The sequence below is a fragment of the Amycolatopsis sp. lyj-23 genome (genome assembly GCF_046549135.1).
In the GTDB taxonomy this organism is placed as follows: domain Bacteria; phylum Actinomycetota; class Actinomycetes; order Mycobacteriales; family Pseudonocardiaceae; genus Amycolatopsis.
Genome location: NZ_JAJPWN010000008.1, coordinates 217,952 through 238,201, shown reverse-complemented (window position 1 = coordinate 238,201; position 20,250 = coordinate 217,952). Strand labels below are relative to the sequence as shown.

General features: G+C 72.3%; 19 protein-coding genes. 11 read left to right on the top strand and 8 right to left on the bottom strand.

Annotated features, from left to right (window positions below; all coding sequences use genetic code 11):
• Nucleotides 1-98: 98 nt before the first annotated feature.
• Nucleotides 99-1,256 carry an acyl-CoA dehydrogenase family protein gene (locus ACLJPY_RS21525; protein WP_410590906.1) on the top strand — a complete coding sequence of 386 codons (1,158 nt, stop codon included), beginning with the start codon at nucleotides 99-101 and terminating at the stop codon, nucleotides 1,254-1,256.
• Here ACLJPY_RS21525 and ACLJPY_RS21520 read toward each other — a convergent pair.
• Nucleotides 1,228-2,181, bottom strand: coding sequence for a helix-turn-helix domain-containing protein (locus tag ACLJPY_RS21520; RefSeq protein ID WP_410590904.1), 954 nt, complete (start codon nucleotides 2,179-2,181; stop codon nucleotides 1,228-1,230). The two genes, ACLJPY_RS21525 and ACLJPY_RS21520, sit on opposite strands and share 29 nt — an antisense overlap.
• A 138-nt stretch (nucleotides 2,182-2,319) precedes the next feature.
• On the opposite strand from ACLJPY_RS21520, the gene ACLJPY_RS21515 reads away from it, so the two are divergent.
• From ACLJPY_RS21515 to ACLJPY_RS21495, 5 genes are all read left to right on the top strand, one after another.
• Complete coding sequence (locus ACLJPY_RS21515) at nucleotides 2,320-3,258, top strand: alpha/beta hydrolase (RefSeq protein ID WP_410590902.1); 939 nt, start codon at nucleotides 2,320-2,322, stop codon at nucleotides 3,256-3,258.
• An 87-nt stretch (nucleotides 3,259-3,345) separates the two neighbouring features.
• Nucleotides 3,346-4,275 (top strand): esterase/lipase family protein, encoded by a 930-nt coding sequence (locus tag ACLJPY_RS21510; protein ID WP_410590901.1) that lies wholly within the window; start codon nucleotides 3,346-3,348, stop codon nucleotides 4,273-4,275.
• Between the two features lie 68 nt (nucleotides 4,276-4,343).
• Nucleotides 4,344-4,769, top strand: coding sequence for a hypothetical protein (locus ACLJPY_RS21505; protein WP_410590899.1), 426 nt, complete (start codon nucleotides 4,344-4,346; stop codon nucleotides 4,767-4,769).
• 92 nt (nucleotides 4,770-4,861) lie between these two features.
• A complete protein-coding gene (locus ACLJPY_RS21500; RefSeq protein WP_410590897.1) occupies nucleotides 4,862-5,677 on the top strand; it encodes a DUF1206 domain-containing protein in 816 nt (271 codons plus the stop codon).
• 113 nt (nucleotides 5,678-5,790) lie between these two features.
• Nucleotides 5,791-6,231, top strand: coding sequence for a DoxX family protein (locus ACLJPY_RS21495; RefSeq protein ID WP_410590896.1), 441 nt, complete (start codon nucleotides 5,791-5,793; stop codon nucleotides 6,229-6,231).
• Between the two features lie 63 nt (nucleotides 6,232-6,294).
• Here ACLJPY_RS21495 and ACLJPY_RS21490 read toward each other — a convergent pair whose 3' ends face one another.
• Complete coding sequence (locus tag ACLJPY_RS21490; protein ID WP_410590895.1) at nucleotides 6,295-6,999, bottom strand: TIGR03089 family protein; 705 nt, start codon at nucleotides 6,997-6,999, stop codon at nucleotides 6,295-6,297.
• Between the two features lie 107 nt (nucleotides 7,000-7,106).
• On the opposite strand from ACLJPY_RS21490, the gene ACLJPY_RS21485 reads away from it, so the two are divergent.
• Nucleotides 7,107-7,943: an NAD(P)H-binding protein gene (locus ACLJPY_RS21485; protein ID WP_410590893.1), complete on the top strand. Its 837-nt coding sequence runs from the start codon at nucleotides 7,107-7,109 to the stop codon at nucleotides 7,941-7,943.
• 12 nt (nucleotides 7,944-7,955) lie between these two features.
• Here the strand turns inward: ACLJPY_RS21485 and ACLJPY_RS21480 are convergent, their stop codons facing one another.
• Both ACLJPY_RS21480 and ACLJPY_RS21475 read right to left on the bottom strand, forming a co-directional pair.
• On the bottom strand, nucleotides 7,956-9,221 hold the full coding sequence (locus ACLJPY_RS21480) for an LCP family protein (RefSeq protein WP_410590891.1): 1,266 nt from the start codon (nucleotides 9,219-9,221) through the stop codon (nucleotides 7,956-7,958).
• Nucleotides 9,222-9,259: 38 nt separating this feature from the next.
• Complete coding sequence (locus tag ACLJPY_RS21475) at nucleotides 9,260-10,780, bottom strand: LCP family protein (RefSeq protein ID WP_410590890.1); 1,521 nt, start codon at nucleotides 10,778-10,780, stop codon at nucleotides 9,260-9,262.
• A 137-nt stretch (nucleotides 10,781-10,917) separates the two neighbouring features.
• Between ACLJPY_RS21475 and rfbB the strand changes: the two genes are divergently transcribed.
• Entirely contained in the window at nucleotides 10,918-11,907 is a 990-nt protein-coding gene (gene rfbB, locus ACLJPY_RS21470; RefSeq protein WP_410590889.1) for a dTDP-glucose 4,6-dehydratase, read from the top strand.
• A gap of 9 nt (nucleotides 11,908-11,916) precedes the next feature.
• Nucleotides 11,917-12,807, top strand: coding sequence for a dTDP-4-dehydrorhamnose reductase (gene rfbD / locus ACLJPY_RS21465; RefSeq protein WP_410590887.1), 891 nt, complete (start codon nucleotides 11,917-11,919; stop codon nucleotides 12,805-12,807).
• Here rfbD and ACLJPY_RS21460 read toward each other — a convergent pair.
• Nucleotides 12,786-13,367, bottom strand: a complete 582-nt coding sequence (locus tag ACLJPY_RS21460) for a TetR/AcrR family transcriptional regulator (RefSeq protein ID WP_410590886.1) — start codon at nucleotides 13,365-13,367, stop codon at nucleotides 12,786-12,788. The genes rfbD and ACLJPY_RS21460 overlap by 22 nt on opposite strands.
• Nucleotides 13,368-13,440: 73 nt before the next feature.
• On the opposite strand from ACLJPY_RS21460, the gene ACLJPY_RS21455 reads away from it, so the two are divergent.
• Nucleotides 13,441-14,187 carry an ABC transporter ATP-binding protein gene (locus ACLJPY_RS21455; protein WP_410590885.1) on the top strand — a complete coding sequence of 249 codons (747 nt, stop codon included), beginning with the start codon at nucleotides 13,441-13,443 and terminating at the stop codon, nucleotides 14,185-14,187.
• Here ACLJPY_RS21455 and ACLJPY_RS21450 read toward each other — a convergent pair.
• The 3 genes from ACLJPY_RS21450 to ACLJPY_RS21440 are packed head-to-tail and all read right to left on the bottom strand — an operon-like array spanning nucleotide 14,173 to nucleotide 18,737.
• Nucleotides 14,173-15,258 carry a glycosyltransferase family 4 protein gene (locus ACLJPY_RS21450; protein ID WP_410590883.1) on the bottom strand — a complete coding sequence of 362 codons (1,086 nt, stop codon included), beginning with the start codon at nucleotides 15,256-15,258 and terminating at the stop codon, nucleotides 14,173-14,175. The genes ACLJPY_RS21455 and ACLJPY_RS21450 overlap by 15 nt on opposite strands.
• Entirely contained in the window at nucleotides 15,251-17,770 is a 2,520-nt protein-coding gene (locus ACLJPY_RS21445) for a glycosyltransferase (RefSeq protein ID WP_410590882.1), read from the bottom strand. Before ACLJPY_RS21445 ends, ACLJPY_RS21450 begins: the two co-directional genes overlap by 8 nt.
• A gap of 31 nt (nucleotides 17,771-17,801) precedes the next feature.
• Nucleotides 17,802-18,737 carry a glycosyltransferase family 2 protein gene (locus ACLJPY_RS21440; protein WP_410590881.1) on the bottom strand — a complete coding sequence of 312 codons (936 nt, stop codon included), beginning with the start codon at nucleotides 18,735-18,737 and terminating at the stop codon, nucleotides 17,802-17,804.
• Between the two features lie 9 nt (nucleotides 18,738-18,746).
• Between ACLJPY_RS21440 and ACLJPY_RS21435 the strand changes: the two genes are divergently transcribed.
• Nucleotides 18,747-19,823: a glycosyltransferase family 4 protein gene (locus ACLJPY_RS21435; RefSeq protein WP_410590879.1), complete on the top strand. Its 1,077-nt coding sequence runs from the start codon at nucleotides 18,747-18,749 to the stop codon at nucleotides 19,821-19,823.
• Nucleotides 19,824-20,250: the final 427 nt, after the last annotated feature.

The window sequence follows — 20,250 nt, the reverse complement described above, 5'->3', positions numbered from 1 at the left end:
CCATACGAACGGTGCGGTCAACGCCACAAGGACGACGCAGGTGAACGAGCGCTAACATCGACAGATCCCTCCCGACGTCGTAGAGAAGGTGACCGTAAGTGACTGACGGCCTGTACCAGCTTGCCGAGGAGCACGAGGAGCTGCGGGCCGCGGTCCGGGCTCTGGCCGAGAAGGAGATCGCGCCGTACGCGGCGGAGGTCGACGAGAACGAGCGCTACCCGATCGAGGCGTACAACGCGCTGGTCAAGTCCGGGTTCAACGCCGTCCACATCGGCGAGGAGTACGACGGCCAGGGCGCGGACGCCGTCGGCGCCTGCATCGTGATCGAAGAGGTCGCGCGGGTGGACGCGTCGGCGTCACTGATCCCGGCGGTCAACAAGCTGGGCACGCAGCCGATCATCCTGTCCGCCTCCGAGGAGCTGAAGAAGCTCGTGCTGCCCTCGATCGCGTCGGGCGAGGCGTCGGCGTCGTACGCGCTGTCGGAGCGCGAAGCCGGCTCGGACACCGCGTCGATGCGGACGCGGGCCCGGCTCGACGGGGACCACTGGGTGCTCAACGGGACGAAGGCGTGGATCACCAACGCGGGTGAATCGTCCTGGTACACCGTGATGGCCGTGACCGACCCCGAGGCCGAGAAGAAGGCCAACGGGATCTCGGCGTTCGTCGTGCACAAGGACGACCCCGGGTTCTCCGTGGGGCCGAAGGAGAAGAAGCTCGGGATCAAGGGCTCGCCCACCCGCGAGATCTACTTCGAGAACTGCACCATCCCGGCGGACCGGATCATCGGCGAGCCGGGGACGGGCCTCAAGACGGCCCTGCGCACGCTCGACCACACCCGGCCGACGATCGGTGCCCAGGCACTGGGCATCGCTCAGGGTGCGCTGGACGCTGCGGTGGCGTACGTGAAGGACCGCAAGCAGTTCGGCAAGTCGATCGCCGAGTTCCAGGGTGTCCAGTTCATGCTCGCCGACATGGGAACGAAGATCGAGGCGGCCCGCCATTTGGTCTACGCCTCCGCGGCGGCTTCCGAACGCGGGGACAAGCGGGCCGGGTTCATGGCTTCGGCTGCGAAGGCCTATGCGTCCGATATCGCCATGGAGGTGACCACGGATGCCGTTCAGCTCTTCGGTGGGGCGGGGTACACGCGGGACTTCCCGGTTGAGCGGATGATGCGGGATGCCAAGATCACGCAGATCTACGAAGGCACCAACCAGATCCAGAAGGTCGTCATGGCTCGGGCTCTGCTGAAGGGCTGATCTTTTCGCCACCCCGGTTCGCCATTGTGACTACGGACGGCGGCAGCTCGTCAAGGCGGGAAAGCGTGCCTTGACGAGCTGCCGCCGTCCGTGTTTTTGCCGTGAGGAACTGCAACGCGTCGTGGGACGGGGTTCCCGGCTCGGCTGTCAGGACCATCAACCGCTGGCCTGAGCCGTCCGGGCTGGCCCACGTGTCGCAGTCCAGGGTCAAGCTGCCTGCTCGGCGGTGGTGGTAGTGCTTTGTTCCGTAGCTCGCGCTGTTCACGTGGTGCTCCGCCCACCACCTGCGGAAGTCCGAATCTTGGATGGCCAGGTCGCCGACCAGGCGGGCCAGCTCCGGGTCGGCCGGGTCGGCTGCCGCCTCCATTCTCAATGCCGCTACCGCTTCGCGGGCGTCGTGGTTCCACTTCTCGTGCAGTTCGCGGACTTCTGAATTCGTGAACAGCAGGCGCAGATAGTTGCGGTGCTCCGGTGGGATCGCTTCGAAGTCCGTGAAAAGGACCGCCGCCGCTGAGTTCCAGGCCAGGATGTCCAGGCGCTTGCCCAGGACCAGTGCCGGTGTTCCGGTCAGCTGGGCGAGCAGGCGGCGCATCGCCGGGCGCACGCTCTGCCCGGTCCGGCGGCGGCGGGGGAGCGCGTCCACCCGGCCGGCCAGCTCGTACACGTACCGCTGCTGGTCTGCGTCCAGGCGCAGCGCCCGGGCCAGCGTGCTCAGCACTGGTGCCGATGCGCGGACGCGGCCCTGCTCCAGCCGTGTGTAGTAGTCCACGCTGATCGACGCCAGGTGGGCGACCTCCTCCCGGCGCAGGCCCGCCACCCTGCGGCCCGCCTCCGGCTCGGGCAAGCCGCAGTCCTGCGGGGTCAGCTGGGCCCGGCGGGCCTTGAGGTACGCGCCCAGCGCCCTCGGGTCGGAGTCCGGCGTCATGCCTCCAGTCTCCCGGGTCGCCGCCGTCGGTGTGGGTGCGCAACGGGGGGCAAGTTCTTTCCCAGGCAGAAACCTGTCTCTCCCGGCCGGGCGGACTACGGCGGAACGTGGTGGCGTACCCGATCGAGGAGACCCCCCATGCCCAAGACCACCGTCGGTTTCGACAGCGCCGGCATCCCGCTCGCCGCGCACCTCCACACCCCGGACGCCCCGGCCGCCGGGCCGCTGCCCGCGATCGTGGTCGGGCACCCCGGCACCGGCGTCAAGGAGCAGGCTTCCGGTACCTACGCCCGGCTGCTGGCCGAACGCGGCTTCGTCACCCTCGCCTTCGACGCCGCCCACCAGGGCGAGTCCGGGGGCCTGCCCCGCGGGCTGGAAGACCCCGCCCAGCGCGTCGAGGACTTCAAGGCCGCCGTCTCCTTCCTCGCCACCCGTGAAGACGTCGACGCCGAGCGCATCGGCCTGCTCGGCATCTGCGCCTCCGGTGGCTACTCGCTCGCCGCGGCCGGGGGTGACCACCGGGTCAAGGCCGTCGCCACCGTCTGCGGTGTCGACGTCGCCCGGCAGTTCCGGTACGGCGCCGACGGCACCCAGGACCCGGCGGTCTTCCAGGGCCTGCTCGACCTCGCCGCGCAGGCCCGCACCGCGGCCGCGCGCGGGGACGACCCCGGTGTCATGCCGGTCTTCCCCGAGACGGCCGAGCAGGCCGGTGCGCTCGGCGGTGAGCACGGCGTCGAGGGCTTCGAGTACTACTGCACCCCGCGTGGGGCGCACGAACGGTCCGCGAAGCACCTCACCTGGCCGAGCGTCGACAAGCTCGCGTCGTTCGACGCCTTCCACGCCGTCCCGCTCATCGCGCCGCGGCCGCTGCTCCAGATCGCCGGGACCCGGGCCGTCACGTCGTGGATGGCCGTCGAAGTCCACCAGCGGGCCGCCGGCCCCAAGGAACTCCACTGGATCGAGGGCGCCAGCCACGTCGACCTCTACGACAAGAAGGAGTACTCCGACCCCGCCGTCGAGAAGCTGGCCGGCTACTTCCGGTCGGCTCTTACCAGCTATGACGCCGAAGGAAAATGACCCACCAGGGGGAGGTCCGAACAAGTTACCCGCGCGTTAAACCTGCGGTGACGCGGATCACCATCGGTTCACAGAGAGGTGAAGCGGATGGGCATGACGACGCGCGGGTGGCTCACGGCGGCCGCCGCCACGGTGGCGGCACTCCTGCTCGGGGCCGGCACGAGCGAGGCAGCGGGAAGAGAACCGACCGGGCCCGTGCAGCCGAACATCCTCACGGCCGCGGCCTACTCGCTCGGCGCACCCACCATCGCGCCGCCGGGGGCCAACGACTGGGACTGCAAGCCCTCGGAACGGCATCCGAACCCCGTCCTGCTCTCCAACGGGACCACCGCCAACGCCTACGAGAACTGGGCCAACCTCTCCCAGAAGCTCGCCGACGCCGGCTACTGCGTCTTCGCCGGGAACTTCGGCGGCGCGCCCGGCGCCTTCCTGCAGACCGTGGGGCCGATCGCCGACACCGCGAAAGCGCTTGCCGCGTTCGGCGACCGGATCCTGCGGACCACCGGCGCGTCGAAGCTCGACGTCGTCGGGCACTCGCAAGGGGGGATGAACGTCCGGTACTGGATCAAGTACCTCGGCGGCGCGGACAAGATCAGCCGGCTCGTCGGGCTGTCGCCGTCCAACCACGGCACCGATCTCTTCGGCCTGCTGAGCACGCTGGAGATGATCCCCGGCGTTCCGGCCGGGCTCGGCGCCTTCTGCCAGGCCTGCAACGAACAGGCCGTCGGCTCGGACTTCCTCACCGACCTCAACGCCGGCGGGGAGACCGTGCCCGGCATCCAGTACACCGTCATCCAGACCCGCTACGACGACGTCGTGACGCCGTACACCAGCGCCTTCCTCGCCCCGGCGGCCAACGTCCGCAACATCCTCCTGCAGAACGTCTGCGGGCTCGACTTCACCGACCACCTCGGCATCACCTACGACCCCGTCGCCGAGGGGCTGGTGCTCAACGCGCTCGATCCCGCGCACGCCAAGACGCCGCCCTGCGTGCCGGTGCCGCCCGTCATCGGCTGAATTTCGCCACATGAGACATAACCCACCGCCGGGGCGGATTCACGCCCCGGCGGTGTCACCCTCGAAGGATGTACTGGCCGGTTCCGGCGTCCTGGACGCCCCACGACGAAGCCGAGCTGGTCGCCGGCTGGCGGCTGTGGCTCGAGCTGTCCGATCGCGCCTGGCCGGGCGCCGCCTGGGACGGGACCCCGGCCGGCGCCGTCCGGCAGCTGCGTGACCTGCTCGCGGCGTGCGACGAGATCGAGACCGCCTACCGGGCGGCCGCCGATGCGCCCTCGCCCGGGTTCCTGAGCCTGACGCAGGGGCTCGCCGTCACCGCCGGCTCGGCCATCTCGCTGTGGTTCGACGACTTCGACCAGCTCGACGGCGAACGCGCCGCCCTGCTGCACGACGACCTCGCCCGCTTCGCCGAGCAGGCGGAACAGGTCCTGACGCTGCTCGCGGTCAACGGCGGCTGGGCCCGCCTCGACGAAGTGCGGCGCCGCCCCGCCTGAGCCCGGCCACGCTGGCGTCCGTTCCGGGCACAGGCCGTGATTAGGCCGGTTGGCCCAGCGGATCAAGGTCGGACGTGGGTATTAGAGCAGGCATGAACCGGACAGAGGCCACCGCCGAACGAGGCGAGAAGAGCAACACCGCGCAGCTGCTCGGGCGCGTCGGCATGGCTTGCTACGGCGTCGTGCACCTGGTGATCGCCTACCTCGCCCTGCAGGTCGCCTTCGGCGACAGCGAGCAGGCGGACCAGAAGGGCGCCCTGCAGCAGATCGGCTCCACGGCCTTCGGCCAGATCCTGCTCTGGATCGTCGCCGTCGGCCTGATCCTGTTCGGGCTCTGGCAGTTCCTGATGGCCGCCACCGGCTACGAGTGGGTCACCGGCGGCAAGCGGACGCGCAAGCGGATCGGCGCGGCCGCGCGCGGCGTCGTCGTGATCCTGCTCGGCGTCACCGCCATCCGCATCGCCACCGGCAGCGGGGGCGGCGGGTCCGGCAACCAGAAGCAGCAGGAGTTCACGGCCAAGCTGCTCCAGCTGCCCGCCGGGCCGGCGCTGGTCGTGATCGCCGCCGCGTGCGTCCTCGGCGTCGCCATCGCCGCGGGCCTCAAGGGTGCGAAGAAGAAGTTCCTCGAGGACCTGAACACGTCGGAGCTGCCGGGAAAGGCCCAGCGCTGGATCGGCACGATCGGGACCACGGGCTACCTGGCCAAGGGCGTTGTCCTGGCCATCGTCGCGATCCTGCTGGCCATCGCCGGGTTCACGGCCGACCCGAACAAGGCCGGCGGGCTGGACGCCGCCCTCAAGACGCTCTCGGCCCAGCCGTTCGGCACCGTGCTGCTGATCATCGTGGCGCTCGGCCTCGCCGCGTTCGGCGTGTACTGCTTCGGCGCGGCCCGGGCGCACAAACGCTGAACGGTGCCTGTCGGTTTCCTGTCGATCACCGTCCGGAGCTTCGGTGAAGGTGCCCGGTGCCCTACTTTGGGTCGGGTCAGTTGAACTTTCACCTACTCGGGAGCTGAAACCGGATGTTCGGACGATTCAAGGACGTGGCCCTGTTGCTGGGGAGGATCGGCGTCGCGGTCGTCTTCCTCGCGCACGGGCTCCAGAAGTGGAACAACGGCATCGGCGGCACGGCGAAGTTCTTCGAGATGTCGGGCATCCCGCTGCCCACGGCCGCCGCGGTGTTCGCGATGACCGTCGAGATCCTCGGTTCGATCGCGTTCATCGCCGGCTTCCTGCTGCCGCTCGTCGGCATCGGGTACGTCGTGATCTCGGTCGGCGCGCTGCTTTCCGTGCACATCGACAACGGCCTGACCGGCCAGGGTGGCTACGAACTGGTCCTGGTGCTGGCCCTCGCCGGGCTCGCGCTCGGCTTCAACGGCGGCCGGCTCTCGCTCGACCACCTGCTGTGGGGCCGCAAGCGCGCCCGCCGCGACGCCGAGGTCGGCGAACTGGCCAACGCCTGACCCCCACGCCGTGAACGGCCCGTCGGCGGACTTCGACGTCCGCCGACGGGCCGTTCGCCGCGGTTACGCCGGGAGGTCGGCCGTGGTGCGTTCGGCTTCGCGGCGGGAGGCGAGCTTCGCCTGGTCCGCGTGGCTGACCTGGACCAGGTGGGCGCCCGCGGCCAAGGGCACGAGCAGGCCGTCGAGGATGCCGTCCGGCCCGCTCCAGTCCCGGGTGGACAGCACCCGGTCGGCCGTGGTGAGGCCGAGCTTCGCCGCGCGGGCCCGCGCTTCGGCCAGTACCTCATCCACAGTGGACTCGAAGAGCGCGGGCGTGCCGCCGGGAACCGGGCGGAGCGGGTGGAACTGGTCGCCGGCCAGCCGCGCCTCGCTCAGGTAGTCGAACGCGCCGCCGCCCGGCGGCTCGGCGAGGCCGCGGCCCATCGGGTCGAGCGTCACGACCGCGGTGGCCGCCGCGCCGGTCGGTTCCGGGTCGTCCGGGCCGACGAACGCCACGCGCGCGCCGGTGCCTTCGGTCACCACGCGCGCCCCGCACCACCACGCGCCGAGCAGCACGCCGACGGTCTGCCAGTGGGCCGGGAGCTGCACCGCCACCGCGTCGCCCGGCTCGACGTCGAACGATTCGGTCAGCCAGTTGGCCGTCTTCGCCGCCCAGTTGGCGGTGGTGGCGACGGACAGCTCGACGCGGCTGCCGAGCTGGTCGTCGTAGTGGGTGATCAACGGTTGGGCGGCCGGCAGCGGGCGCAGCAGCTCGTCGGTCAGGCTCATGCGCACCAGGCTAAAGCGCGGACCACGCGCCGCGCCGGTTGACACCGGATCGCCGCCCTCAGTACGTTTGCTTTGCAAGCAAACCTATTCGAAAGCTGGGGGACAGCATGACCATCCTCGTCACCGGGGCCAGTGGACACGTCGGCCGCGCGGTCCTCGATGCCCTCGTTTCCGCAGGTCAGAACGTCCGCGCCGCGAGCAGGGACGCCGCGAAGCTCGACGTTCCGGACGGTGTCGCGAAGGTGAGCGCGGACCTGGAGGAGGCCTCGACGCTGGAGCCCGCGCTCGACGGCGTCTCCGCGGTCTTCCTCTACGTGCGCCCGCAGGGCATCGAGGGGTTCGTGAAGGCGGCCGAAGCGGCCGGCGTGCGGCACGTCGTGCTGCTGTCGTCCGGCGCGACGCTCGAGCCGCGGTCGGCGCAGAGCCGCATCGCGCGCCTGCACCGGGTGGTGGAGGAGGCGCTGATCGCGGCGCCGTTCGCGGAGACGCTGCTGAACCCGGGTTCGTTCGCCACCAACGCACTGGGCTGGCGCGCGGACGTCGCCGACGGCGTGGTCCGGACGCCGTTCCCCGACTCGCGGATCGGCGCGATCCACGAGCGGGACATCGGCGACGTCGCGGCGAAGATCCTCGCGGACGGCTCGCACGTGGGCGCGGCCCTGCAGCTGAGCGGCCCGGAGCCGATCAGCTTCCGGGAGCAGGCGGCGGTGCTGGCCGAGGTCCTGGGCCGGCCGCTGCGCGTCGAGGAGCTGACGCCGGAGCAGGCCGCCGCGCGGATGACCGCGCTGGGCTGGCCGCCGGAGGTCCCGCCGGAGGTCCTGCGCGCGATGGAACGGACGACGCGGGAGCCGTCGGTGGTGACGGACGTCGTGCGCGAGGTGACCGGCCACGCGCCGCGGACGTTCCGCCGGTGGGCGGAGGACCACCGCGCCGACTTCGCCTGACGAAGCCCGGGGTCAGTTGACGCAGGGCACGCCGGGGGAGTCTCGGAGCAGCGGCGCCGCGGCGGGGGCGGCGCCGCTGCCCGAGCCGCCGCCCGACGCGGGCCGGGCCGCCGCCGGCGCGGGGCGGCCCGCCAAGCTCGCCACGAACTCGCGGACCGCCTTGACGTCGACCTGCACGATGCTCTGCCCGTCGGCGCTCCGGCCGTTCGCCGTCACGACGGGGATCGTCGCGAAGGCCAGGTCCCCGGACGCGAGCCCCTTCGCCTGCTGCGCGAACTGCAGCAGGTCGAGGCCCGGGTCCAGGGTCAGCGAGCGGTGGACCGCGTCCATCAGGTCGTTCATCGTGCCGGGGCTGGTCAGCGTGCCCGCCGAGAGCAGCTGGTGCAGCGCCGAGGACAGGAACGCCTGCTGCCGCACGATCCGGTCGAGGTCCCCGCGCGGCAGGTTCTTGCGCTGGCGGACGAACGACAGCGCCTCGCCGCCCGAGACCGTCTGCTCGCCGCGGCGGAAGTTCGCGCCCGAATCCTTGTCCTCGGTCGCGTGGTTGAGGCACACCTTGACCCCGCCGAGCGCCTCGGTCAGCAGGTAGAAGCCCAGCAGGTTGATCTCCGCGTAGTGGTCGACCCGCACCTGCGTGAGGTCCTGCACGGTCTGCACCAGCACCCGGCGGCCCTCGGTGTCGGAGTCGCGCTCGATCTTCGCCTGGTCGTGCTCGCCCTGCTCGCGCAGCTGCTGGGCGAAGTGGGCCTTCGCGATGCCGTACGCCGAGTTGATCTTTCCCTCGGCGCGGCCCGGGATGGTCGTCCACGTGTCGCGCGGGATCGAAATCGCCGACGGCTTGCCGCCGTTCTTCGGCACCCGCAGCAGGATCACCGTGTCGGTGTTGACCGCGCCGTTGTTGGCCTCGGTGCGCAGCTGCCGCAGCACCCGCGGCGGGAGCGCGTTGCCCTGGGCGTCCGTCCGCGCGTCGCTGCCGACGAGCAGGATGTCCTCCGCGCCGTCGTCCGCCGGCGGGGGTGCGGGCTCGCCGGCCCGCGGCGTGAGCACGTCGGTCGTCGGGACGGTGCTCTGCAGCTGGTCCTTCGTGACGTAGACGTACCCGCTGCCCCCGAGCGCGAGCAGGGACACCAGGCCCACCGCCACGCGGCGGCTCACCCGGCCCACGCGGCGCACCCGCGACCGGCCGGACGCCTCCCGCGGGACCGGCGACGGCGTGACGTCGTCGCTCTCCGTAACCGGCTCGGTGCTCGTCTCCGGTTCTTCCTGGTTCTCGGCCACGCTGGCCCGCCTCCCCCCGAACACCCTGCGTACGCAGTCTAGTTGACGCAGGGGACGTCGCCCGCCGTGATCGGCGGCGCGGCGGGGGTGGTGGCGGCGGCCGGGGGCGCGGTCGGCTTCGCGGCCGACGACGTCGGCGCGCCACCCGGCCCGGCGGCCGAGTTCCGGAAGTCCTTGCCCAGCAGCACGCGCACGTGCCCGGCGGCGACGTCCCGGTCCGGCTCGGCCTGGACCGTCGTGCCCAGTGCCTGCTTGATGAGGCCCAGCGCGGTTCCGTCGGCCGGGTTGTACCGGACGACGGTGGTGGTGCGGGTGCTCAGCCGCTGGTCGGCGGCCAGGGTGAAACCCTTGCCCTGCAGCATCGTGTGGGTCTGGCCGGCCAGCGACGGCGAGCCCGTGCCGTCGAACAGCTCGACCGTGACGGCGTTCGCGCCGGTCAGCTGCGTCGACGTCGGGGCGGCCGGGGTGTCCCCGTCCGACGTCAGCCGCGCCACCTCCGCCGCCACCTGGGCCGGGTCGACGCGCAGCACGTCGGCGCCGCCGATGGTCGCGTTGCCGAGGGTCGGGATGGTGTGGAACTCGATGTTGCCGCCGGTCAGGCCGCGCATCTGCTCGGCGAACTCGGTCAGGTCCCAGCCCTGCGACACCACGACGGACTTCTTCACCGCCGAGACCAGGTCGGCGATCTTCCCCGGGCTGGTCAGCACGTCGCTCGAGATCACCTTGCGGGCCAGGCCGGAGAGGAACGCCTGCTGGCGGGCGATCCGGTCGAGGTCGTAGTTGGGCAGGCCGTAGCGCTGGCGGACGAACGCGAGCGCCTGCACGCCTTCGATCGTCTGGCGGCCGCCCGGCAGGTCGACGCCGGACTTCGCTTCCTTGACCGGGCCCTTGAGGCAGACTTCGACGCCGCCGATCGACTTGGTGATCTCGTAGAAGCTGGCCAGGTTGACCTCGGCGTAGCGGTCGATCATGCCGGGCTTGCCGATGAACTTCTCGAGCGTGGCGATGAGGTTCTTCCGCCCGGCGACCTTGGCCTGCGCGTCGGCTTCCTTGAGGTCGGTCATGCCCTGGCGCTGCAACGCGCGGTAAGTGTCCGTGTACGCGTAGACGAACGCGCTGTTGAGCTTGTGCTTGCCGAACCCGCCGGCCAGCTCCACCCACGAGTCGCGGGGGAACGACACCGCGATCGCGTGCTTCCCGTTCTGGGGGATGTGCACGAGGATCATCGTGTCGGTGTTCAGTTCGCCGTCGGAAACGCCGGCGTGCAGCATGTCGAGCACTTCGCGGGGCAGCGGGTTGCCCTGCGCGTCGGTGCGGCTGTCCTGGCCGACCAGGAGGATGTCGATCGCGCCGTCGAGCGGCTTCGCGTGCGCCTCGGTGTCGGCGAAGACGTTGGTAGTCGTCAGGCCCGTGTTCGGGTCGCCGATGTAGTTCCAGCCGTACCAGGTCAGGGCGAGGATGGCGACGGACAGCAGCGACACGACGACTTTGCCGCCGCGGCGGGCGAAGACCGCAACGCCGTGACGTGCCGGGATGGTCGGCGCAGCCGGTTCGGTCACGCGCTTCCTCCCCTGTGAACCCCGTGCTTCCCCCAGGGCACCGGTGTGCCTCCAAGCAGACTCTACTGAGGGTGTTGTGGGGCCTCCGTAGGCTGGGGGCGGAACGCCCCGGCCGGGGCGTGCGGAAAGGCGGGAAGATGCGGGTCCTGGTCACCGGTGGTGCCGGCTTCATCGGGTCGCACTACGTCCGGCAGGTGCTGACCGGCGCCTACCCGGCGCTGCGTGACGCCGAGGTGGTCGTGCTGGACAAACTCACCTACGCGGGCAACGAGGCCAACCTGGCCCCGGTCGCCGCCGATCCGAGACTGCGGTTCGTCCGCGGCGACATCTGCGACACCGCGCTGGTGGCGGACGTCATGACGGGCGTGGGCCTCGTCGTGCACTTCGCCGCGGAGTCGCATGTGGACCGCTCGATCCTCGGCGCGGCCGACTTCGTGCTGACGAACGTGCTCGGCACGCAGAACCTGCTGCAGTCGGCGCTGGAAGCCGGCGTCGGCAAGTTCGTGCACGTGTCCACCGACGAGGTGTACGGCTCGATCGAGCACGGTTCGTGGACCGAGGAGCACGTGCTGGAGCCGAACTCGCCGTACTCGGCGTCGAAGGCGTCGTCGGACCTGGTGGCGCGGTCGTTCTTCCGCACCCACGGGCTGCCGGTGTGCATCACCCGGTGCTCCAACAACTACGGTCCGTACCAGTTCCCGGAGAAGGTCATCCCGCTGTTCGTCACCAACCTGCTCGACGGGCGGAAGGTGCCGCTCTACGGCGACGGGCTCAACATCCGTGACTGGCTGCACGTGGACGACCACTGCCACGGCATCCAGCTGGTCGCCGAAAGCGGGCGGCCGGGCGAGATCTACAACATCGGCGGCGGCACCGAGCTGACCAACCGCGAGCTGACGGAGAAGCTGCTCGCCGCGGTGGGCGCGGGCTGGGACAGCGTCGAGCCGGTCGAGGACCGCAAGGGGCACGACCGCCGGTACTCGGTGGACATCACGAAGATCACCGAGGAGCTGGGGTACGCTCCGCGCGTGTCCTTCGAGGACGGTCTGGCCGCGACAGTGGCCTGGTACACGGACAACCGCGCGTGGTGGGAGCCCCTGGCGAACCGGGCCGCGCTGAAGAAGTAGGGGTTTTCTGTGCCGCTGACGGTGCTCGTGCCCGGGGGTTCCGGGCAGCTCGGCCGGGACCTCGCCGCACTGGCGTCGCCCGCGGTGGAGGTCGTGGCCCCCGGGTCGGCCGAGCTCGACGTGACGCAGACGGGCCAGGTGCTGGCCGCGGTCGGCGCACTGGCCGAGCGGGCGCGGGAAGCGGGCTCGGCACCGGTGGTAGTGAACGCGGCGGCGTACACGGCGGTCGACGCGGCGGAGACGGACGAGGAACGCGCGTTCGCGGTGAACGCCGACGGCCCGCGCGTGCTGGCGGCGGCGTGCGCGGCGCGGCGGGTGCCGCTGATCCACGTGTCGACGGATTACGTGTTCCCCGGTGACGCATCCCGGCCGTACGAGCCGGGCGACGAGCTGGGCCCGCGCTCGGCGTACGGCCGCACGAAGGCGGCGGGCGAGGACGCGGTCCTCGGGTCGGGCGCGGCTTCGTGGGTGGTGCGGACCGGGTGGCTCTACGGCCGGTCCGGGGCGAACTTCGTGAAGACGATGGCCGCGTTGGAGTCTTCCCGCCCGGAACTGTCCGTTGTGGACGATCAGGTGGGCGGTCCCACGTGGACGGCCGACCTGGCGGCGGGGTTGCTCGAGCTGGCTGCCCGCGTGGCGGCGGGCGACGGGCCGTCGCAGCGGATCCTGCACTGCACGAACGCGGGCGCGGTGAGCTGGTGCGGCTTCGCCCGCGCGATCTTTTCCCACTTGGGCGCGGACCCGTCCCGGGTGAAGCCCTGCACGACGGCGGAGTTCCCCCGCCCGGCTACGCGGCCGGCGTACTCGGTGCTGTCCCCGGCGTCGTGGGCCAAGGCGGGGTTGACCCCGATGCGGCCGTGGGACGCGGCGCTGGACGCCTACTTCGCGGACGCGAGGTAGGCGAGCACCATCTCGGTGGTCTCGGCGGCCCAGGTGGTCCAGTCCAGACCGTCGGGCCAGTACCGCCCGGTGGCGGCGCGGTGCACGCACGCGCCGATGACGGTCCGGGCGGCCATCCGGACGGCCGGGCGATCGCCCGCGGCTTCCACGAAGGCCTGCTGGATGGCGGCCAGGGCTTGGAGACCGCGTTCGCGCCCGTCGGCGCGCTGGCCGTCGAGGAGTTCGGAGAAGATCCGGTCGTGGGCGGCGAACGTATCCGCCAACGCCCGGGTGAAGGCGCCGACGACCTCGCGCGCTCCGCTGCCTGCGTCGCGGAGTGCATCGCCGACGTTCGCTTCCAGGCGGCCGAGCAGCTGGTCCTTCACGGCGAACAGGAGCTGGTCCTTGCCGGCGAAGCGGCGGTAGATCGCGCCCACCGACAGGGCCGCCTGGTCCGCGACCGCGCCGATCGTGAACTCCTCGTGGCCGCGGTGACCGAGCACGTGCTCGGCCGCGGCCAGCACCTTCTCCAGTGACGCCCGGCTGCGAGCCTGCTGGGGCGGGTGGAAACCTTCCGGCACGGGTACCTCCACGGTCGGCGCTGAGATGCGAATGATAACTTGCGTTCGCATTCGACCGCGGAGGGGTGGCAGCATGGTGAGCATCGAAGTGCGGAACGCCTACGTCGACTTCCCGATCTTCGACGCCAAGACCCGGTCGCTGAAGAAACGGGTGCTCGGCAAGGTCGGCGGGAAGATCGGCACCGGGGCGAAGACGCCGGTCATCGAGGCCCTGCGGGACATCACGCTGTCACTGGGCGAAGGCGACCGCGTCGGGCTCGTCGGGCACAACGGGGCCGGGAAGTCCACGCTGCTGCGGCTGCTGTCCGGCATCTACGAACCGACGCGGGGCAGCACCCGGGTCGCCGGGCGGATCGCGCCCGTGTTCGACCTCGGCGTCGGGCTCGACCCGGAGGTCTCCGGCCGGGAGAACATCCTGATCCGCGGGCTGTTCCTCGGCATGGACCGCGCGCAGATGGCCGCGCGCGTCGACGACATCGCCGAGTTCACCGAGCTCGGCGACTACCTCCACCTGCCCCTGCGCACGTACTCCGCCGGCATGCGCGTCCGGCTGGCGCTCGGCGTGGTCACCACCATCGATCCCGAGATCCTCATCCTCGACGAAGGTCTCGGCGCGATCGACGCGGCCTTCCTCGCCAAGGCCCGCGAACGGCTGGTGGACCTCGCCCGGCGGTCCGGTCTGCTCGTGTTCGCCTCGCACTCCGACGAACTGCTCAAGGAACTGTGCACCGACGCCCTGTGGATGGACGAAGGCCGGATCCGCCGGGCCGGTCCGCTCGATGAGGTCCTGGCCGCCTACAAGGGCTCAGTGGCGTCCTGAGGCCAGCCGGTACGCGCCCACCGTCAGCTCCGCGCACGTGCGCCACGTGAAGTTCGCCGCGTGTGCTCGCCTGGATGCCGAGGTCGCCACCGCGTGCGGGTCCGTCACCGCCGTTCGCAGCGCCTCCGCCAAGCCGTCCACGTCGCCGTACGGGACCAGGCTGGCGCACTCGCCCGCCACCTCGCGCAACGCCGGGATGTCCGTGCAGACCACCGGGACGTCCGAGGCCATCGCCTCCAGCACCGGTAGGCCGAAGCCCTCGTCGCGCGACGGCAGCACCAGGGCCGATGCGCCGGCCACCACCGTGCGCAGGTCCACATCGGACAGATAACCGGTGCGGAACCGCCGGGCGCCGCGGGGGAACGGGCCCGGGCCCGCGAACACCAGGTCCGGCAGGTCGGGCGCCGCTTCGTGGGCGCGGGTCAGCCAGTCCAGGCCCTTGCGCGGGCCCGCCGCCCCGGCGAACAGCAAATAGCGCGCAGGCAGCCCGAGCCGCGCCCGGCGCTCGTCGTCCGGGGGCCGGGCGGTGAACCACGCCGGGTTCACGCCCAGTGGCGTCACCACGATCTTTTCGCGGGACACGTCGAGGCGCTCCGCCACCGCGTCCGCCACCGCCGCCGTCGGGGTGCAGATGACGTTCGCCCGGCGGGCGCCGCGGCGGACCAGCTCCGGCAGGCCGCGGTCGCTCGGGGCCAGCTCCGCCGGGTTGTCCAGGAACGCCAGGTCGTGGATCGTCACCACGCCCGCCGCGCGGAACCGGCCCGGCAGCACGAAGTTCGTGCCGTGCACGACGTCGGTGGGGCCGGCGAACAGCTCCACCGGCGGGAAGTCCGACCGCAGCCACGCCGCCCGCAGCAGCCTTGCTGCCACCGGCATCCCGCGGGCGCGGGCGCCGTACGGGAGCACGTGCCGCAGCCGCCGCCAGCCGCGCAGCGTGAACGCCACCGCGCGCGTGTCGACCTCGGGGATCGAGACCAGTTCTTCGCTCAGCGCGGCCGTGTACCGGCCGATCCCGGTGCGCGCGCCGAGCAGCGGGGTGCCGTCGAGGAGGACGCGCAGTGACCTAGCCACGGCGGAGCCGTTGCTTCGCGACCTTCACCGCGCGACCACCCACGCGCCGGGCCAGCTCCGCGGGGCCGCCGGCGTCGAGGTATTCGCGGATGAGGTCCAGATCCCGCCGCAGCATCGCGCGCCCGCGCACCGGCGGCGTCGTCACCAGGTCGGCCGACCCGGGCAGCCGGTCGGCCGCCGGCCGCGGGTCGCGGCAGAACTCGACCAGCGGCTTCAGCGCTTCCGGCCAGGCGAACCGCTGCGCGACGACGGCGAGCCGCTCGACGCAGCCCGCGGCGAACTCCTCGTCGTACAACGCCTTTTCGAGCGCGTCGGCCAGGGCAGCGTCGTCCTCGGCCGGGACGACCACACCGAGCCGCTCCGCCCGGACCAGGTCGGCGAACGCGTCGCCGTCGGTGGTGACGATCGGCAGTCCCGCCCACAGGTAGTCCAGGACGCGGGTGCGGAACGCGAACGTCGTCTCGACGTGCTCGTAGTGCGTGGTGACGCCGCAGTTCGCGTCCAGCAGCCAGTTCTGGCGCTCGTGGTAGGGCACCCACTGCTCGTTGAAGTAGACGTGCTTCCCGGTCAGCCCCAGGGAATCCGCCAGCCGGATCGTCCGCGTGCCGATGTCCATCTCGGCGACCTCGGGGTTCGGGTGCTTCATGCCGAGGAAGACCAGCCGGACGTCACTGCGGCGGCGGCGCAGCTTCTCGATCGCGCGGACCAGGGTCAGCGGGTCGAACCAGCTGTACACCCCGCCCGCCCACAGCACGACGTGGTCGGTTCCGCCGATGCCGAGCGACGAGCGCAGCCCCGGCCCGGTGCGCACCGGCGGCTCCGGGGGCAGGCCGAACGGGACGACGGCGAGCAGCGACTGCGTCGTCGGGTCGGCGTCGTAGAGGCGCGGCGAAAGCCGGCCCATCGCGGCGAGGTGCCCGAGCCAGAAGTGCCGCTGCCGCTCGGACGCGCAGAGGAAGAAGTCGCCGCGTTCGAGCTGGGCGTCCAGGACGCGGGTGACGCCGGCGAGGTCGGCCGCGCGCCGGTCGTCGGCGACGCCCTTGCCCTGCTCCAGCAGCTCCAGGTGCATCGGGTCGTACAGGTCGGCGACGACGATCTTGCCGCTGTGCTGCTTCTTCAACGACGGCGCCAGTTCCAGCACGTGCCCCTGCAGGACGACGACGTCGGCCCAGGCGATCGGCGCGTCCAGCTCGCGGTGCTTGCCCGCGCTGACCCGGAACGGCGCGGGCGGCGGCGTCGCCAGCGGGTTCGTCGTGATGAGGTGGACGTCGTGTTCGGCGGCGAGCGCGAGCGCGATGTTCCAGGCGCGGATCGCCGGGCCCGCCATCCGCTCGGTGAGCGCGTCCCCGGTGAGCACCAGGACCTTCCGGCGCTGCCCGAAGGCCTGTTCGATGCCGAACGCCTCGACGAGGATGTCGTGCGCGGCCAGGTAACGCGGCAGCGGGTACGCCGGCTCGAGCGCCTTGCGCAGCAACGGGAGGAGGTCGGCGTCGGTGCGGACGCGGGCGGCCTGCTCGGCCGCGCGGGACTCGGCCAGCGACGGCAGCTGCTCGACGAACTGGTCGATGGCCAGCAGCCCGGCGAGCGTGGTGCGGGGGATGGCGACGTCGCCGGTCTCGATCGGGCCTGAAGGAGCACCGCCGTGTTCGAGGTCCAGCTGGGTCGCGTCGAGCTCACCGCGGGCGGTGGCCCGGCGCACGGCGAGCGCGAGTGCCGCGGGCAGCGCGCGGGCCAGTGTCTCGTCGGAGAGGTTCTTGTAGAGCGCGGCCAGGGCGTTGCGCTCCAGGAGGAACGTCTCGCGGCCGGTTTCCGGCGCGTCGACCGCCGCCATCGTGCCGTGGTGGCGGTGGTGGGTGAGCGACGCCGGGACGTACCGCACGCGCCAGCCGCGCAGGTTGAGCCGCCAGCCGAGGTCGACGTCCTCGTAGAACATGAAGAACCGCTCGTCGAAGCCACCGACCTCGGCGAACACGCTCGCCCGGACGAACAGCGCCGAGCCGGTGCCGAACAGGACGTCCTTCGCGACCTCGTGTTCGGCGGCCGGGACGTCGGCCAGCGGCGAGCCCGCGTGCCGCTTGTAGCCCATGCCGAACCAGGTCAGGCCGCCGTCGACGAAGTCGGTGCCGGTGCCCTCCCAGTCGACGACCTTGCTGGCGACGGCGGCGACGCCGGGCTGGGCGCGCAGCTCGGCGACGGCGGCGGAGACCCAGCCGGGCGCCGGGCGGGCGTCGTTGTTGAGGAAGGCGAGGACGGTGCCCTTCGCGTGCTTCGCCCCGAGGTTGCAGCCGCCCGCGAAGCCGGAGTTGCGGCCGGCCGCGACGACCTGGGCCTGCGGAACGGCCTCGCGGATGCGCGCGGCTTCGTCTTCCCCGGACGAGTTGTCCACGCAGATGAGCTCGAGCTCCGGGTAGTCGTGCTCGGCGAGCGCGCGCAGGCAGGTGATCGTGTCGTCGGCGCCGTGGTAGTTGACCACGATCACCGAGACGAGCGGTTGCGGATCCCCCTGCGCCAAAGCCAGCTCCTGTCGTCGAATGCCAGCAAGCTTAAAGGCCCGCCCACGCCTCCCAGACCGCGCCTCGGCCGAGCGCCGCGCGGCGGGTGATCTTGCGGCGCATCCGCAACGTCGCAGGTAACCGCGCGGCCACGTCGGCGAGGACCCGGCAGCGCAGGCCGAGGGAGAAGTTCGCCGCCGCCGGCCGCCCGGGACGCAGCGGCAGCACCGCTGTCAACACGGCGAAGCGGACCAGCTGGTTCACCGCGACGCCGCGGGGCGCGCACCGCAGCAGCATGAGCAGCCGGTTGCGCTCGTTCCAGCGGTGGAACGCCCTCGACCCCAGCTCGCTGCTGACACCGTGGGCGTGGCGGACGCGGGCGTCCGGCGCCGCGACGACGTCCCACCCGGCCAGCCGCAGCCGCCACGCCGTGTCGGTGTCCTCGTAGTAGCAGAAGAAGCTCGCCGGGACGCCGTGCACGCTGCGCAGGGCGTCGGTGCGGAGCAGGGCCGCGCCGCCGCAGAAGCCGAACACCTCGCCGGCCGGCTCGGTGAGGTCGGCGCCGTGGCCGTCGGCGGTCAGCCGGACGCCGGCGGACTGCGTGGTGCCGTCGGCGCGCACGAGCCGGGACGTCGCCGCGGCGGCCAGTGGCGCCTTCTCGAGGGTGTCCTCCAGCGTGGCGAGCCAGTCCGGCGCGGGTTCGGCGTCGTCGTTCAGCCACGCCATGAGCGGCGTTCCGAGCTTTTCCAGCGCGGCGGCGAGGGCGCCCGCGTAGCCGGTGTTGCGCGGCAGGCGGAGCACCTCGGGGCGGGCCGGGTGGGCGGCGAGCAGGGCGGCGGTGCCGTCGTCGGAGGCGTTGTCGACCACGAGCGTCCGATGTGGACGCGTCTGGGCGGTGAGCGCGTCGAGGCAGGCGGTGATGTGCCCGGCACCCCGCCAGGTCACGACTACCACCGTGGTGGCGGGATTCGCGGTCACGTCCCGCACAATAGCCGCGTGCCCGAACTGGTCGTGCTCGCCGAGCAGCTCCTCGCGCCCGTGCCGGGTGGCACCGGGCGCTACACGGCCGAGCTGCTCCCCGCGCTCGCGAAGACCGCGCCGCCGGGCTGGACGGTGTCCAGCGTCGTCGCGCGGCACGCCGACGTCGGCGCGGCCCGGCTGGACGGCGTCGACGGCCCCCGGGTGCTGCGGATCCCGCCGCGGGCGCTGGTCGCCGCGTGGCAGCTGGGCCTGCGCTGGTGGCCGGGCGGCGACGCGGTGCACGCGCCGACGCCGTTCGCGCCGCCGCGGGCCCCGGCCGGGAAGACGCTGAGCGTGACCGTGCACGACACCGTGCCGTGGACCCACCCGGAGACGCTCACCGCCCGCGGCGTCAGCTGGCACCGCTCGATGATCGCGCGGGCCGCGCGGCGGGCGTCCGGGCTGGTCGTGCCGACGCGGGCGGTGGCCGACGAGCTGGCGGTGCTCATCGACGTCGACGTCCCGGTGCGCGTGGTGCCGCACGGCGTGCGGGTGCCGACGGGATCGGCCGAGCTGGAGCTCCCGGACCGGTACGTGCTGGCGGTCGGCACGATCGAGCCGCGCAAGGGCATCGACGTGCTGGTCGACGCGGTCGCGGCGCTGGAGGGCACGGCGCTGGTGCTGGCCGGCCAGCCGGGCTGGGGCGGCATCGACCCGGTGGCGCTGGCTCGCGAGCGCGGCCTCCCCGCGGAGCGCCTGCGGATGCTGGGGAAGGTGTCGGACGCCGAGCTGGCGACGGTGCTGCGCCGGGCGGGCGCGCTGGCGGTGCCGAGTCTGGCGGAGGGCTTCGGGCTGGGCCTGCTGGAGGCGATGGCGGCGGGCGTCCCGGTGGTCCACACCGACGTCCCGGCACTGGTCGAGGTGGCGGGCGGCGCCGGAGTCGTGGTCCCGCGCGGCGACGCGGCGGCGCTGGCGGCGGCGCTGCGGGAAGTCCTCGGCTCCCCGACGGTGGCGGCGGGTTTGGTGCGGTCAGGCCGGGAGCGAGCGCGCGCGTTCACGTGGCGGCGCGCGGCGGAGGCGGTTTGGGCGATCCACCGCCGGGCGCACGACTGAGGTCGGTTGCCGTGGTGGGCGGTGGAGTCGGCGGGGCGGCTGTCTTGGCGGTCGATCATCTGGCTGCGTGACTGGGGCCGTCACCGGCCGGGTTGTCGTAGTTGCGGCGGGTGGGCTCGCTCGTTCGGTTTGGGCCAGCCACCGCCGGGCGCACGATTGAGGCCGGTTGCCGTCGTGGGCGGTGGAGCTGGCGCGGCGGCTGTCTTGGCGGTCGACCGCCTGGGCGTATGACTGGGGGCGCCACCCGCCGGGTTGGGCCGTCCACCGCCGGGCGCACGACTGAGCGCGGTTGTCGTGGTGGGCGGTGGAGCCGGCGCGGCGGCTGTCTTGGCGGTCGATCATCTGGCTGCGTGACTGGGGCCGTCATCGGCCGGGTTGTCGCAGTTGCGGCGGGTGGGCTCGCTCGTTCGGGTGGCGGATGCGGGTT

Bases quoted from the DNA above. Each gene is read 5' to 3' on its own strand.
- ACLJPY_RS21485 (WP_410590893.1), top strand. From the start codon at position 7,107: ATGACCATCCTCGTCACCGGGGCCAGTGGACACGTCGGCCGCGCGGTC.
- ACLJPY_RS21455 (WP_410590885.1), top strand. From the start codon at position 13,441: ATGGTGAGCATCGAAGTGCGGAACGCCTACGTCGACTTCCCGATCTTC.
- ACLJPY_RS21490 (WP_410590895.1), bottom strand. From the start codon at position 6,999: ATGAGCCTGACCGACGAGCTGCTGCGCCCGCTGCCGGCCGCCCAACCG.
- ACLJPY_RS21495 (WP_410590896.1), top strand. From the start codon at position 5,791: ATGTTCGGACGATTCAAGGACGTGGCCCTGTTGCTGGGGAGGATCGGC.
- ACLJPY_RS21520 (WP_410590904.1), bottom strand. From the start codon at position 2,181: ATGACGCCGGACTCCGACCCGAGGGCGCTGGGCGCGTACCTCAAGGCC.
- rfbB (WP_410590889.1), top strand. From the start codon at position 10,918: ATGCGGGTCCTGGTCACCGGTGGTGCCGGCTTCATCGGGTCGCACTAC.
- ACLJPY_RS21500 (WP_410590897.1), top strand. From the start codon at position 4,862: ATGAACCGGACAGAGGCCACCGCCGAACGAGGCGAGAAGAGCAACACC.
- ACLJPY_RS21515 (WP_410590902.1), top strand. From the start codon at position 2,320: ATGCCCAAGACCACCGTCGGTTTCGACAGCGCCGGCATCCCGCTCGCC.
- ACLJPY_RS21505 (WP_410590899.1), top strand. From the start codon at position 4,344: ATGTACTGGCCGGTTCCGGCGTCCTGGACGCCCCACGACGAAGCCGAG.
- ACLJPY_RS21510 (WP_410590901.1), top strand. From the start codon at position 3,346: ATGGGCATGACGACGCGCGGGTGGCTCACGGCGGCCGCCGCCACGGTG.